14 protein-coding genes are annotated in these 13310 nt (G+C 63.8%); 7 read left to right on the top strand and 7 right to left on the bottom strand.

Features of this window, described 5'->3' with window-relative positions:
* The 4 genes from grcA2 to BQ7471_RS04585 all read left to right on the top strand — a co-directional run bounded on the left by grcA2 (nucleotide 1) and on the right by BQ7471_RS04585 (nucleotide 3207).
* On the top strand, nucleotides 1-252 hold the full coding sequence (gene grcA2 / locus BQ7471_RS04600; RefSeq protein ID WP_076464595.1) for an autonomous glycyl radical cofactor GrcA2: 252 nt from the start codon (nucleotides 1-3) through the stop codon (nucleotides 250-252).
* Between the two features lie 94 nt (nucleotides 253-346).
* The gene (gene pflA, locus BQ7471_RS04595; protein WP_083663263.1) at nucleotides 347-1282 is read left to right on the top strand and encodes a pyruvate formate-lyase-activating protein; all 936 of its coding nucleotides are present in this window, start codon (nucleotides 347-349) and stop codon (nucleotides 1280-1282) included.
* Nucleotides 1283-1533: 251 nt separating this feature from the next.
* Nucleotides 1534-2991, top strand: coding sequence for an NAD(P)/FAD-dependent oxidoreductase (locus BQ7471_RS04590; protein WP_076464594.1), 1458 nt, complete (start codon nucleotides 1534-1536; stop codon nucleotides 2989-2991).
* A 33-nt stretch (nucleotides 2992-3024) separates the two neighbouring features.
* A complete protein-coding gene (locus BQ7471_RS04585) occupies nucleotides 3025-3207 on the top strand; it encodes a hypothetical protein (RefSeq protein ID WP_076464592.1) in 183 nt (60 codons plus the stop codon).
* A 281-nt stretch (nucleotides 3208-3488) separates the two neighbouring features.
* Here BQ7471_RS04585 and BQ7471_RS04580 read toward each other — a convergent pair whose 3' ends face one another.
* Entirely contained in the window at nucleotides 3489-3929 is a 441-nt protein-coding gene (locus BQ7471_RS04580; protein WP_129583360.1) for an IS30 family transposase, read from the bottom strand.
* On the bottom strand, nucleotides 3916-4314 hold the full coding sequence (locus tag BQ7471_RS11485; RefSeq protein ID WP_205408253.1) for a hypothetical protein: 399 nt from the start codon (nucleotides 4312-4314) through the stop codon (nucleotides 3916-3918). Before BQ7471_RS11485 ends, BQ7471_RS04580 begins: the two co-directional genes overlap by 14 nt.
* A gap of 124 nt (nucleotides 4315-4438) precedes the next feature.
* Between BQ7471_RS11485 and BQ7471_RS04575 the strand changes: the two genes are divergently transcribed.
* Together BQ7471_RS04575 and BQ7471_RS04570 are read left to right on the top strand one after the other, a co-directional pair.
* Complete coding sequence (locus tag BQ7471_RS04575; RefSeq protein WP_076464589.1) at nucleotides 4439-5290, top strand: HpcH/HpaI aldolase family protein; 852 nt, start codon at nucleotides 4439-4441, stop codon at nucleotides 5288-5290.
* Nucleotides 5291-5472: 182 nt separating this feature from the next.
* A complete protein-coding gene (locus BQ7471_RS04570) occupies nucleotides 5473-6585 on the top strand; it encodes an alpha/beta fold hydrolase (RefSeq protein WP_205408252.1) in 1113 nt (370 codons plus the stop codon).
* A 276-nt stretch (nucleotides 6586-6861) separates the two neighbouring features.
* Here BQ7471_RS04570 and BQ7471_RS04565 read toward each other — a convergent pair whose 3' ends face one another.
* Nucleotides 6862-8193 (bottom strand): C1 family peptidase, encoded by a 1332-nt coding sequence (locus BQ7471_RS04565; RefSeq protein ID WP_076466148.1) that lies wholly within the window; start codon nucleotides 8191-8193, stop codon nucleotides 6862-6864.
* 189 nt (nucleotides 8194-8382) lie between these two features.
* Between BQ7471_RS04565 and BQ7471_RS04560 the strand changes: the two genes are divergently transcribed.
* Entirely contained in the window at nucleotides 8383-9282 is a 900-nt protein-coding gene (locus tag BQ7471_RS04560; RefSeq protein WP_076464587.1) for an aldose-1-epimerase, read from the top strand.
* A 12-nt stretch (nucleotides 9283-9294) separates the two neighbouring features.
* Here the strand turns inward: BQ7471_RS04560 and BQ7471_RS04555 are convergent, their stop codons facing one another.
* The 4 genes from BQ7471_RS04555 to BQ7471_RS04540 form a co-directional block, all read right to left on the bottom strand.
* Complete coding sequence (locus tag BQ7471_RS04555; protein ID WP_076464586.1) at nucleotides 9295-10074, bottom strand: 16S rRNA (uracil(1498)-N(3))-methyltransferase; 780 nt, start codon at nucleotides 10072-10074, stop codon at nucleotides 9295-9297.
* Entirely contained in the window at nucleotides 10071-11195 is a 1125-nt protein-coding gene (gene dnaJ, locus BQ7471_RS04550) for a molecular chaperone DnaJ (protein WP_076464584.1), read from the bottom strand. The genes BQ7471_RS04555 and dnaJ overlap by 4 nt, the downstream gene beginning before the upstream one ends.
* 88 nt (nucleotides 11196-11283) lie before the next feature.
* Nucleotides 11284-12306 (bottom strand): heat-inducible transcriptional repressor HrcA, encoded by a 1023-nt coding sequence (gene hrcA / locus BQ7471_RS04545; protein ID WP_076466147.1) that lies wholly within the window; start codon nucleotides 12304-12306, stop codon nucleotides 11284-11286.
* A 97-nt stretch (nucleotides 12307-12403) separates the two neighbouring features.
* A complete protein-coding gene (locus BQ7471_RS04540) occupies nucleotides 12404-13306 on the bottom strand; it encodes a DUF3097 family protein (protein ID WP_076464583.1) in 903 nt (300 codons plus the stop codon).
* Nucleotides 13307-13310: the final 4 nt, after the last annotated feature.

Raw genomic sequence — 13310 nt, 5'->3', positions numbered from 1 at the left:
ATGGCCACCAAGACCTACGAAGAGCGCCTCGCCGATATGAGGGCCGCCCGCGAAGAACGCGGTGCCTCCGACGGCCTGTACCACGCGAACATCAACGTCCTCGACCGCTCCACCCTTGAGGATGCCATCGAGCACCCCGAGAAGTACCCGAACCTCACGGTTCGAGTCTCCGGCTACGCAGTGAACTTCGTCAAGCTCACCCGCGAGCAGCAGCTCGACGTGCTCTCCCGCACCTTCCACCACTCAGCCTGAGTCCCGCTCATCGACTCAGACGAGTGACTTGATGGGGCGCAGGACCAGGTCCTGCGCCCCACGCTTATGCACCCCTTTCAGCAGACAAGGAATCATGACACTGCCCTCATCGCCCACACCGCTGGGAGACGGCTCCAGCATCGTTCCCACCGGGCAACGTTCGCACGATGACGATTCGCGCCTGCGCGATCAGGACTTCCAGGCGCCTGCTGCGCGCGCCATCGGCCAGGGCACGGCGGGCCTCGTCGAACTCACCGACATCGAGCGGAGCGATCGCCTCGCCCGTATGCACGAGGGCACCCTCGGCTCCGTCCACTCCTGGGAGCTCGTTACGGCCGTCGACGGACCGGGCACGCGCCTGACCGTCTTCCTCAACGGGTGCGGTCTGCGCTGCCTGTACTGCCACAACCCCGACACCTTCCTCATGCGCAACGGCGCCCCCGTCGACATCGACGAGATCCTCGGACGCATTCGCCGATACCGCCGCATCTTCCGCGCATCCGGTGGGGGGATCACCATCTCCGGCGGTGAGGCCATGATGCAGCCCGAGTTCTGTCGGCGCATCTTTCGCGGCGCGAAAGAGATGGGCGTCCACACCTGCCTCGACACTTCGGGATTCCTAGGCGTCAACTGCGATGACGCGATGCTTGACGACATCGATCTGGTCCTCTTGGACGTCAAATCCGGCCTTCCGGAAACATACGCGAAGGTGACGGGCGGGGAGCTTCAGCCGACGATCGACTTCGGCAACCGCCTTGCCGCACGCGGCGACACTCGCGTATGGATCCGCTTCGTCCTCGTCCCGGCCCTGACCGACGGGAAGGAGAATATCGAGGCGATCGGAGAGATCATCACCCCGTGGCGCAATGTCATCGACAGGGTCGAGGTTCTTCCCTTCCACCAGATGGGTCGCGACAAGTGGCACTCCCTCGGCCTCTACTACGCGCTGGAGGACACGAAGCCCCCAACGCCGGAGGCCACTGAAGAGGTTCGCGACTACTTCCGCTCCCTCGGCTTCGAAGTCCACTGATACCGGTATGCGCGCCGCTCCTGCGCCCCGCGCTCTCACGATTCAAGGGCGCGTTTAATGACAGCGCGGGTGCGGCGGCCCTCTTCTACGCGACTCGATCCACGGACATCCGCTCCCCCTCATTGGCCGATCACTCATTGACGTGTTGAGTGCCTCACCGGGGTTCTCATAGGACTTTAGTCTGTTGTACAGTATCCTCACACCGACAATGCAGTCAGTGATCCACCAATGCGAACCGAGGTACACATCCCATGGCACGAGTGGTTGTTCTCGGCGCCGGAGTCGCCGGACATACGGCGGCGATGCATCTGCGCCGAATGCTCAACTCCCAACACGACGTGATCGTCATCACCCCGAATTCCCAGTGGAACTGGATCCCGTCCAATATCTGGGTCGGCACCGGGCGTATGGACAAGAGCCGGGTTCTCTTCCCACTCGCCCCCCTCTATAAGAAGAAGGGGATCCTCTACCACCAGGCGAAGGCTGTCGCCCTCTACCCCGAGGGAACCGCAGACGACCCGACGCCCCTAGTCGAAATGGAGTACACCTCCCCCGAGCGCGCCGGGCAGACCGAGCGCATCGGCTACGACTATCTCATCAATGCGACCGGGCCGAAGCTCAATTTCGACGCAACGCCGGGCCTGGGCCCCGACGGCGGGAACTCCCTGTCGGTGTGCACCGCCGCCCACGCCGACCAGACGTCCAAGGAGCTCGCCAGGATCATTGAAGCCGCCCGATCGGGGAAGGAGCAGCGCCTCGTCATCGGAACCGGCCATGGCACCTGCACCTGTCAGGGAGCCGCCTTCGAATACGCCTTCAACGTGGAGTTCGAACTGCGCGAGGCGGGTGTGCGCGACAAGTGCGAGGTCGTCTATGTGACGAACGAGTTCGAACTCGGCGATTTCGGCGTCGGCGGCATGCGGTTCAAACAGAACGGCTTCATGACGACGTCCCAGCTGTGGACCGAGTCCCTGTTCCGCGAACGCGGCGTCAAGGCGATCTCCGGCGCAGCAGTCAAGCGCGTCGACGAGGGCGTGCTCACCTATGAGACGCTCGACGGCCACGAGCATCAGCTCGACTTCGACTTCGCCATGCTCTTGCCCCCATTCTCCGGCGTGGAGATGAGAGCCTATGCGAAAGACGGCTCGGACATCACCTCCGTCCTCTTCGCACCCAGCGGATTCATGAAGGTGGATGCGAACTACGGTGTCGCCGACTACGAGGACTGGAGCGCACAGGACTGGCCGCTCACCTACCAGAACCCCACATACGACAACATCTTCGCCGCGGGGATCGCCTTCGCCCCGCCGCATCCGATTTCAAAACCGCGTAAGAGCCCGAACGGCACTCCGATCGCACCGGCGCCGCCGCGCACCGGACAGCCCTCGGGCACCATCGGCCGAACCGTCGCCGAGACGATCGTCGATCGCATTACGGGCAGGAACCGTCCAGCGCGCCGCGCATCGATGGCCGCCATGGGCGCCTCCTGCGTCGCGTCGACCGGCGCGAGCCTCATGCGGGGCTCTGCCGCGGCGATGATCATGTACCCGGTCGTCCCCGACGAGAAGAAATACCCGTTGACCGGTCGTCACCCGTATCACACTCGCGGAGAGATCGGCCTGTTCGGGCACTGGATAAAGTTCATGCTCCATTACCTGTTCATCCACAAAGCGAAAGGCCGCATCGGCTGGACGCTCATCCCCGAGTGACCCGACCCGGTCGTCAACATGTCAGGAGGAACAATGCCCCGCTCAATCTCCATCGAGGAACTCGACCCCACCCAGCAGGAGCGCATCGCCCGCGCCCCCCTGCCCACGCCTGCGACACTCCGCCACCGCAGGTTCAAGCTGCTCCAGTTCGGCAAGTTCATCGTCATGAACCTGCGGATCATGGACATCGTCCTGCGCGAGAGGCTCGCCAAATAGGCCTGCGAGAGGGGGTGGGGGCGACAGCGCGCCCCCACCCCCTCGTCGTACGGGTGGGTTCTAGGGGTGGTTGTAACATGTTTTATGCCCTGAGCAGCAGTTTGAGGCACTGCTTGGGTGTGTCTCAGTGTAGCGTTTTGCGGGGCTGGTCGTTGAGTTGGTTTGCGATGGTGTCGAGGTCTGCTTCCGTCAGGGGTGACAGGTCGGTGCCTTTGGGCATATATTAGCGCAGCAGCCCGTTCATGTTCTCGTTCGTGCCTCGCTGCCAGGGCGAGTACGGATCACAAAAATATATCGAGTCCTAGTTCCGAGGCGATCGTGCGATGCTGAGCCAACTCACTTCCCTGGTCCCAGGTCAGCAACAGGCACAAGGAGTGGGGCAAACCTGCAAGCTTGTTGATGATGGCGTCATGAACATCGGTGGCGGTGTGTCCGTTAGGCAGGTGGAGCAGCACCATGTAGCGGGTGGAGCGCTCCACAAGTGTGCCGACGGCAGACTGGCCTTTGACTCCGATAATCAAGTCACCTTCCCAGTGCCCTGGTATCGCCTGATCCTCCACGCTGGCGGATCGTTCGCTGATCATCACCATGGGGTCCTTGAAGCGCGGCCGCACCTGACGACTGTACATAACTGGACGTCTGCGAGTGCGTCCCTGACGCATGAGGGATGCGATCTCCTTGCGCAGCGGTGCCTTTGGCTTGGACGAATCAAAACCAGCCACAACGAACCCCCTTCACAAAGACTCCATTGCAACCACCACCAGAGCTCAGCATGAAATCATGCTCAACCAGACTGATATGGATTCGATCGCGCGCGACCAACAGGCATCGAGGGGGCGGCGCCTCATCGGACGCAAGATCGGCCTGACATCCAGGGCGATGCGGGCCGCTACGGGTATCACTGAACCCGACTACGGTGTGATGTTCGACGACACCGTCTACCACAGCGGCTCCACCATCGACTTCGATCGCTTCATCAATGTCCGCATCGAAGTCGAACTGGCCTTCGTCCTCAATGCCCCTTTCAAAGGACCGGGGTGCACACTCTTCGATGTCCTTCGCTCCACCGAATACGTCACGCCCGCCCTGGAGGTCCTCAACTCCCACATCGAGCTGGAGGGGCGCGGCTCGGTGCGGGCGAGATCATCCTTGCCGGTTCCTTCACCCGTCCCATGCGGGTGGAGCGGGGCGACTGCGTCATCTGCGACTATGGGGAACTGGGAACGATTTCATGCCGATTCGCCTGACTCTTCCGAAGACATTCGGCACTCTTCTCGCACAACGAGCGCACCCTCTCGTCGGCATGTGGGTATGCTCCGGCGCCCCTGTAGTCGCCGAGATCTGCGCAGGCTCCGGACTCGACTGGCTCCTCATCGACTCCGAGCATGCGCCGCAATCCCTCGAGTCGGTTCAGCGTCAACTCCAAGCAATCGCCGCCTATCCGGTCACCCCGGTGGTCCGTGTCCCGTGGAACGATCCGATTCTCATCAAGCAGAATCTCGATCTGGGCGCACAGAATCTTCTCGTTCCCATGATCAATTCGCGCCGGGAGGCCGAACAGGCCGTCTCAGCGACCCGTTATCCGCCCGAGGGCATACGCGGTGTCGGCTCCGCCCTCGCACGCGCCGGGCGTTGGAACCGTGTCGACGGCTATCTCACGCGTTCCAATGACGAACACGTGAACCTCATCTGCCAGATCGAAACAGCCGCAGCCGTTGAAAACGCATTCGAGATCGCTTCAACGCCCGGTGTCGACGGCGTCTTCATCGGCCCCTCGGATCTTGCCGCCTCTTTGGGCCTCATCGGTCGGCAAGGGCATCCAGCAGTCGTCGCACACGTGAAACGTGCGATCGAGGCCGCCAGACGCGCCGGAACACCTATTGGAATAAACGCTTTCGATCCCGTCTTGGCGAATGCTTATCGTGATGAGGGCATTGACTTCATCCTCGTCGGAGCCGACGTCTCGATCCTTGCACGGGGCTCTGAGCAGCTCGCCTCGACCTTCATCAAGAGCAGGGGACCGGCGTCGACAAGCGCCGCCCCGCCTGTCGATGCCCGCAGCGCGGGACTCCGGCCCGATTGAGCCGGGCCCCGTGCGGGCCTCAGGGAGGGTCTCCATGGATCCCATGCGGGCAGGCGACAGGGCTCGGAGGAGAGCGCCGGACGCAACTCGTCGGGCAGTGTCGACGCGCCTCTGACTGCGATATGCTTCGCATATTCTCAAGGCGTCAACGGATCGGATAGGACGGATCGGAGGATAGGGCAGTGCGAATCGGAACAAGCAGTGGACGGGCCCAGACTCCTCCTCGCCGAGGCCGACGCTCCCTGCGCATTGGCGGCGCGATCCTCGTCGTCCTCGTCATTGTCGCAGGCGCTGGCCTGAGCATTTATCGACATCACAATCTCCACTTCGACGACGGGCGCATGGACGCGGTCCGCGACGCGGGCTTCGTCGAGAAGCAGGCGAGAACGCCCGAAGGCACGATCCTCAACTACGCCGAGGGGCCAGACAACGGTCCGGCTCTCCTGCTTCTGCACGGCCAACAGGTGGCCTGGGAGGACTACTATGCGGTCCTGCCCAAGCTCGCTGCAGACCACCGCGTATTCGCCGTCGACTACTACGGGCACGGCGACTCCACACACGATCCGACGCTGTACACGGGCCGCAGGATCGGCGATGACCTCCTGTGGTTCACCCGCAGTGTCATCGATGAACCACTCCTCGTCTCGGGTCATTCCTCGGGCGGGATCCTCGCGGCCCTCGTCGCCGCCGGAGCCCCGGATCTCGTTACCGGTGTCGTCCTCGAGGACCCGCCTTTCTTCTCCGTCACGCCCGAGGAGATGCGTGAAGGCGCGGGAACCTTCGTGTGGAAGGACGCATTCCACGTCATCCACGACTTCCGCGCACAGAATGCGGAGACGGACTACCCCGCGTACTACATGGGCCATTCCTACCTGACATCCCTGTTCGGCACAGGCCTACAGTCCCGACTCGTCGAGTGGACGAAGGAGCGCCGTCGGACGCACCCGGGTGAGCCGCTCAAACTCGATTGGGTCCCGCCCTCCTTGATCGCGGCCCTCTACCATATCGACTCCTACGATCTCGCATTCGGCGAAGCCTTCTACGAGGGATCGTGGATGTCCGGGATCGACCAGAATGAGCTGCTGGCCTCGATCCAGGCGCCGAGCGTCTACCTCAAGGCCAAAACGCACTACGGCAAGGACGGCACCCTCTTCGCCGCGAACACGGATGAGGATTCCGATCGAGTGATGAGGCTTCTTCCCCACGCGACTCGCACGGTCATCAACTCCGGACACGACATCCACGTCGAACAGCCGACGGCGTTCATCGAGGCGATCCGCTCATTACCCCACTGATCGGAGCGGACGGGGCTCAGGCGGTAAGGATGCGAGCCCGCTGCGCCACACGTCGAGGGCACCGATGAGGCGCGAACGGCTCAGCCGGGCCCTCGAAGCGCCGTATACGGTTCCCGGCAGCGCCGCGCCGTGCGCATCGGCCCGCTCCGGGCGCTATCCGTGCGTAGCCGATGGCGCCCCCTTCCTCCCTTGGCAAAAGCCGTAGAGGACGAGGGTCGTCCTCGCCTCCCATGATGGGGATCTCGCGGCCCCGCCCTCGGCCGATGATTCAGCCGATCAGGCGAGAGTGCCCATGGGGTCCCACGCGGGCAGGTGGCGGGGCTCGGAGGTCAGCGCCGGGCGCAGCTCATCGGGCAGCACCGACGCATGCACGACGACCTCGAAGACATTCTGAGTGAACCACTCGTCGCCCATGGTGAAGAAGCCCTTGTCTCCGGGCTCTTCGCTCCACGAATTCTCGACTCTCCACCGGCGGGTCGACCCGTCCTCGGCAATATCGACCCCGGTGAAGAGCATCGCGTGATTCATCGCAGACTCGCCGGTAGTGACGCGCTGTTCCTTCGTCGTCGACAGGTCCACGCCGAAGAGCGACGAGTAGTCGTGCAGGGTGTCGACGAGGAGGCCCGAGTCGCGATCCATCTGCTGCGACACATCCGCTCCGAACCACACGGGTTCGCCATCGCGGATCGTCTGCGAGGCAATGCGCTTAATCGTCGCCATGTCGGTGTTGATGTAGCGGATTTCGCGGCCGTCGACCACATTGCCGAGATGATCCACGGTCAGTGCCTCCCCCTTGGGGTGTGCGCTGCGAGGATCGTCGACGAGGCAGACGTAATCGGTGAGGTCGACACCGCAGTACTGCTCGTAGAACTCGTGGGGAGTCATGACGCCATCGCGGTGGAATTCATTGTCGTCGTCGCGCCACTGCCAGTCGAAGCTGGTCGGCGGAACACCGAGGCAGATGGTGAGGATGCGCCACACCTTCTCCACGACGACGCGCTTGGCCGCTTCGATCTCATCAGCGGGGGCGCCCCGAGTGACCATGTCCCGCAGTTCGAGGGCGCTGCGGCGCAGCAGAACCTGAAGTTGGGTGTTCATACGGCTCGTATTCGACGACGCCTCAGTCTCGGGCATCGCCTCCTTGGGGACGAGGCCGTACTTCATGTAGAGGGAGACAGCCATATCCCACTGGCCGCCGTCGCCGAGAACATCCGCCATGAGGAATTGGATGAGGCGCGAGTCGAGGGGCTGATCGGCGCAGGCGATCATGTCGGTGAGGAACCAGTTCGCACGCTCGAGTTTGTCCCAGAACAACACGTAGTTCTGCGAGAACTCGAAGTCTTTGACGCCGAGCCTCTCGCGCGTCGTATTGCGCAGCAGGTTGAGCGAGGAGAACAGCCAGCACCGGCCGGACTTCTTCTGCGAGGTCGCCTTCCATGTGTCGAGGCGGTCCGAGACGACGGTCGGCGTCGCCCATACCTTGGACCGGTCGAGGGCAGAGGCGTCGACTCCCGAGGCGGTCACCGCATTGCGCGCGATGAGGGCCGCAGTATCGCGGGCAGTGACATGGAGGGAATCGAGTTGTTCGACGCTGATGCCGTGATTCATCACCGAGTCGGCCATGTGGTTGCAATGTCCTTTCGAATGCTCAGGGATTGCCCGGATCGCGGGCACTGACCCGATGCTACTCGCACTCATTGGGCATCTCATCTGCACTGCCCCGTGTCGGCAAGCCCCGAGCGCCCCGAAGTCCCTAAACTGGAAGAGTATTCGTCATTCACGCACCCAGGGGGAACGTTGGCCAAGCGACGCGCATCCGGTACTGAAATCGTTTTAAACTCGGGGGGCTACGAGGCGAGGGTCGTCACCGTGGGAGCCGCCCTGGCATCGTTGAAGCTGAACGACACGGATATCATCCTCGGCCACGACGCTGACACGATCGCGAAGGCGTGTCAGGGGGTCACACTCGTTCCGTGGCCGAACCGCATCGCCGATGCCCGTTACGTTTTTAACGGCACCGAGTACCTGCTCGACATCACCGAACCGAGGACGGGCTCCGCAATCCACGGCTTCATGAGCTGGGTGGATTGGAGCGTCGTTCACTCCGACGCGGACTCCACGACTCTGGGCACCTTCATCGCCCCCCGCCCCGGGTACCCATGGGCGCTCGAGTCCTGGGTAACCTACGCGCTCAGTGAGACCCGTGGCCTAACGGTGACGATCACCTCGAAGAATATCGGCTCCGAATCCGCACCCTATGGTGTTGCCTCGCACCCGTATCTCACTCTCGGTGAAACCCCGAACGCCTCCTACGAGCTGACGGTCCCCGCAGCATCCGTCCTCGAGACGGATGAGAGGCAGACGCCGATCGCCAAGCGCCCCGTCGAAGAGCTCGACTACGACTACCGGCAGGGCCGCATCCTCGGCGACCAGCACATCGACCACGCTTTCACAGATATCGACGAGGGCGAATGGACGGTGACGATCCGCGATCCGCAGTCGGACAGCCGTGTCAACCTGTCGGCGGATGCGCCGTGGTTGCAGATCTTCTCAGCCGAGCGCCTCGATCGCTTGGGCGTCGCAGTCGAACCGATGACCTGCGCGCCGAACGCCTTCAACTCTGGTCTTGGACTCATCGTGCTCGAACCGGAAGAATCCCACACCATGACCTTCAGAATCCACGGGCAACTCGCCTGAGTCGGCCGTGTCCTACAGGCGCCTGGTCGCCCCGGCGATGAGGGCGAGGACCACGGCCCCCGCTGTGGACGAGCGCAGGATATTGGTCCCCAGGACGATGAGTTCGGCGCCCGCCGCGGTGAGCGCTTCGATCTCGTCGGAGCTGATGCCCCCTTCGGGGCCGATGAGCACTGCGACGCCGCGCGCACTCGTAAACCGGTGGGCGTCAGCGCTGAGCAGACTCATCACGTCCTTAGTCGCCTCCTCATGGCAGATGAGGACGATATCGCCCGCACCGACACGTTCACGCACCCACTGGGCCAGACCCGTCGTCGTCATCGGCTCTGCGACAATCGGCCAGCGCGCTCGACGCGCCTGCTTCGCGGCAGCACGGCATGTCGAGCGCCACTTGAGCGCCCCCTTGTCGCGTTTCGGCCCGCTCCAGCGCACGATCGCCCGATCGGACTGCCAGGGGATCACCTCGTCGACGCCGATCTGCGTGCACATGTCGATCGCCGACTCGTCGTGTCCGCCCTTGGCGAGCGCCTGAACGAGAGTGAGTCGGGGATGGGGTTCCTCCTCCGTCATCACTGCGTCCACGCGAAGATCGAGGCCCGTCTTATCCGAGGCGAGCACGCTGCAGGTGAGGCGTAGGCCCTCGCCGTCAACGATGTCGATGCTCTCCCCCGCGCCGATTCTGCGGACGGCGGCGGCGTGACGCCCCTCGTCGCCCGACAGTCGCACCGCGCCCCCCACCGCGCACGCAGCGGGTTCGGGGCGGGCATCATCGCCTGAGAAGACGGGTCGCGTCATTGACCTGCGAGTTTCTCACGGAGCTTGCCGAATACTGACTGGGGCTGCTCGTGGCGGCGCGGCTCCAGGCGAGTCTCCTTGCGCAGTCTGGCAAGTTCTTCGAGGAGTTCCTTCGAACGCGGGTCGAGCTTCTTGGGAATCTCGACGTCAATGTGGACGTGAAGGTCTCCGCGCCCCGTCCGCTGCAAGCGCCCGACGCCGAGGTCTTCGAGGACGATATCGGCGTTGGGCTGAGTGCCCGCGGGGATGGACACCGTTCTGAGCCCGTCGAGGGTCGACAATTCGAAGTCCGTGCCGAGGGCCGCAGTCGTCATCGGGATCGTGATCCATGTGTGCAGGTCGTCACCGCGGCGGTCGAATGTCGGGTGCTTCTTCTCGCTGATCTCCAAGTAGAGGTCGCCACGCGGGCCGCCTCCAGGGCCGACTTCGGCCTCGCCGCCCACGCGGATGCGGGTCCCCTCATCGGCGCCCGCAGGGATGTCGATGGTAAGGGAGCGCCGCGAGCGGACTCGCCCCTGGCCCGCGCATTCATGGCAGGGCGTCGCGATGATAGTGCCGTGGCCCTGGCAGGCGGAGCAGGCACCGCGGGTCTGCATCTGACCGAACATCGTGCTCTGGATCCGTGTGACGATGCCCGATCCCCCACAGGTCGAGCAGGTGACCGGAGAGGTGCCGGGCTCGCACATGCTCCCGTGGCAGGATTCGCAGGCGACGTAGGTGCCGAATGACACCGTCTTCTTCGCGCCGAAGGTCGCCTCTTCGAGGGTGATCTCTACACCGATGAGCTGGTCCTGTCCGCGCCTGCTCCTGGGGACGGGTCCCGCGGAGGCACCCGAGAATCCGGAGAACATCGCATCGAAGATATCGGAGAATCCCCCCGCGCCCCCGAAGGGCGAGCCTCCCCCACCGCGCAGCGCATCCGGACCACCGATGTCGTACATCTTGCGCTTCTCGGGGTCCGACAGGGTCTCGTAAGCGACGGACAGCTCTTTGAACGCCTCTTCGGACTTGGGGCCCGCGTAATCGGGGTGCAGCTGACGGGCCTTCTTGCGGTAGGCCTTCTTAATGTCTTCCGCAGAGGCGTCGCGCGGGACGCCTAGGACCTCGTAATAGTCGTTCACTCGTCTGTGTTCCTTCGTGATATCGGGGTGGTCTGTGGGGCGCGACGCGCAGTCGTGCGGGCGCGTCCAGTGGGGGTGTCGAAGCGGCTCATCGGCTCAAGAACCTCGACAGGTACGCGGCGACTGCGCGCACCGATGACATGGTTCGCGCATAGTCCATCCGCGTCGGTCCGACGACTCCGAGGTGGGCACGGCTGTCGCCCGATGACAGGGAAGCGCGGTAGGTGCCCGCAACGACGGACGCCTCAGTGAGGGCATCGTGGGCATTCTCCGCACCGATGCTGACATACACATCGTCATCGGCTTCAAGTTCGGAGAAAAGCCTCATGAGGACGACCTGCTCCTCGAGGGCGTCGAGGACCGGAGCGATATCGCGGAAGTCGACGGCGCCCCTGGCGAGGTTCGACATGCCCGCCATGATGATGCGAGACTCGTCCGACGAGGCGAGCAGATCGATGAGGGCGCGCACGACCGCGGTGGCGAACGTCTGCTCATCGGCACCGAAAGCGCGCACGACCTCGTCGAGAGCGTCAGCGACATCGTCGCCGGTGGAATCCTTGAAGCGCTCATTGAGCAGGGCGCGCAGCCTGAGAAGCGTATCGGGGGCACAGTCGTCCCCGAATTCCAGGGTGCGCTCGACGACGCGCCCCTGGTTGGAGATGACGATGACGAGCAGACGGGTAGGCCCCATATCGACGAGTTCCACCTGGCGCAGCGTTTGAATGGTGAGCGTCGGGTATTCGACGACGGCGACCTGGTGGGTGACCTGAGCGAGGAGGCGCACGGTCCGCGCGACGACATCGTCGAGGTCGGAACTGTGCTCGAGGAACGCTTCGACGGCGCGGCGTTCGGCGGGACTCATCGGCTTGAGCGAGGCAAGACGGTCGACGAACACCCGGTAGCCCTTGTCCGTGGGAACGCGACCGGCGCTGGTGTGCGGCTGGTAGATGAGTCCGGCCTCTTCGAGGAGGGCCATGTCATTGCGGATCGTCGCCGATGAGACTTTGAGACCGTGGGACTGGGCGATCACCTTCGAGCCGACGGGTTCCCTCGTGTGGACGTATTCGGTGACGATGGCGCGCAGCACGTCGAGCCTACGATCGTCGCTCATGCCGCCCCCTTTCGTCTCCCGCGTCCTGTGCGCCACGATATTGGCACTCATAGTTCCTGAGTGCCAAGACTACTCCTAAAGCTGGGCAACGGTTCTCCTAGCGGGTTCCCTCCGCTGTGACGAAGTCGATGAGCTCCTCGACTCTGCCTAAAAGTGCGGGCTCCAGATCCTTATAGGAGCGCACCGTCGACAAAATCCTCCGCCACCCCCTGGCGATATCGGCCCGGGTCTCGTGCGGCCACCCCAGGCTCTCAAGAGTGCCGCGCTTGATGTCGATCCCCCGCCGGATATCGGGCCAGGAGTCGAGCCCGAGGCGGGCCGGCTTAACGGCCTGCCAGATGTCGACATAAGGGTGGCCGACGATGAGGACGCTGCCCGCCCAGCGCTCGTGAACGCGGGCGGCGATGCGGGACTCCTTCGACTCGGAAACGAGATGATCGACGAGGACGCCCGCCCGTGCACGTTCGTTCGGTCCGAAAACCTCCAGTACGTCTTCGAGATTGTCGATGCCGTCGAGGAGTTGAACGACAACTCCCTCGTGGGCGAGATCATCTCCCCACACGTGCTCGACGAGTTGAGCGTCGTGGCGGCCCTCCACCCAGATACGGCTTTGCCTCGCAATTGTCGCCCCGGTTCTGGGGGCGGCGATGGAACCCGAATTCGTGACCGCCCTACCGCCCGGGGTGGTCATCGCGGCAGGGGTCGTTTCCCGGGCGAGGGGCGGTAGCGCGACGATCGGTCGTCCTTCGAGCCAGAAACCGCCACCGAGCGGGAATGAGCGGGTCCTACCCCATCGGTCTTCGAGTTCGACGAGATGCACGCCACCGGACTTCTCGACGCGGATAACGGCGCCGACCCACCCGGTCGCCACATCCTCGAGCACCATACCGGGTGCTATGCGCACCTCCCGCGAACGGGGGCGGCGGGCCCCGGGACCATCACGATGGGGATCGAAGCTGAAGATATCGGTGCCGTAGGGATCCACTGGTTGAAAAGCCACGGGC

Origin of the sequence: Actinomyces mediterranea (genome assembly GCF_900155595.1) — a bacterium.
Taxonomy (GTDB): Bacteria; Actinomycetota; Actinomycetes; order Actinomycetales; family Actinomycetaceae; genus Pauljensenia; species Pauljensenia mediterranea.
This window is presented reverse-complemented; position numbering and strand designations above follow the sequence as displayed.

Bases quoted from the DNA above. Each gene is read 5' to 3' on its own strand.
- BQ7471_RS04565 (WP_076466148.1), bottom strand. From the start codon at position 8,193: ATGAATCACGGCATCAGCGTCGAACAACTCGATTCCCTCCATGTCACT.
- grcA2 (WP_076464595.1), top strand. From the start codon at position 1: ATGGCCACCAAGACCTACGAAGAGCGCCTCGCCGATATGAGGGCCGCC.
- hrcA (WP_076466147.1), bottom strand. From the start codon at position 12,306: ATGAGCGACGATCGTAGGCTCGACGTGCTGCGCGCCATCGTCACCGAA.
- BQ7471_RS04590 (WP_076464594.1), top strand. From the start codon at position 1,534: ATGGCACGAGTGGTTGTTCTCGGCGCCGGAGTCGCCGGACATACGGCG.
- BQ7471_RS04575 (WP_076464589.1), top strand. From the start codon at position 4,439: ATGCCGATTCGCCTGACTCTTCCGAAGACATTCGGCACTCTTCTCGCA.
- BQ7471_RS04585 (WP_076464592.1), top strand. From the start codon at position 3,025: ATGCCCCGCTCAATCTCCATCGAGGAACTCGACCCCACCCAGCAGGAG.
- pflA (WP_083663263.1), top strand. From the start codon at position 347: ATGACACTGCCCTCATCGCCCACACCGCTGGGAGACGGCTCCAGCATC.
- BQ7471_RS04555 (WP_076464586.1), bottom strand. From the start codon at position 10,074: ATGACGCGACCCGTCTTCTCAGGCGATGATGCCCGCCCCGAACCCGCT.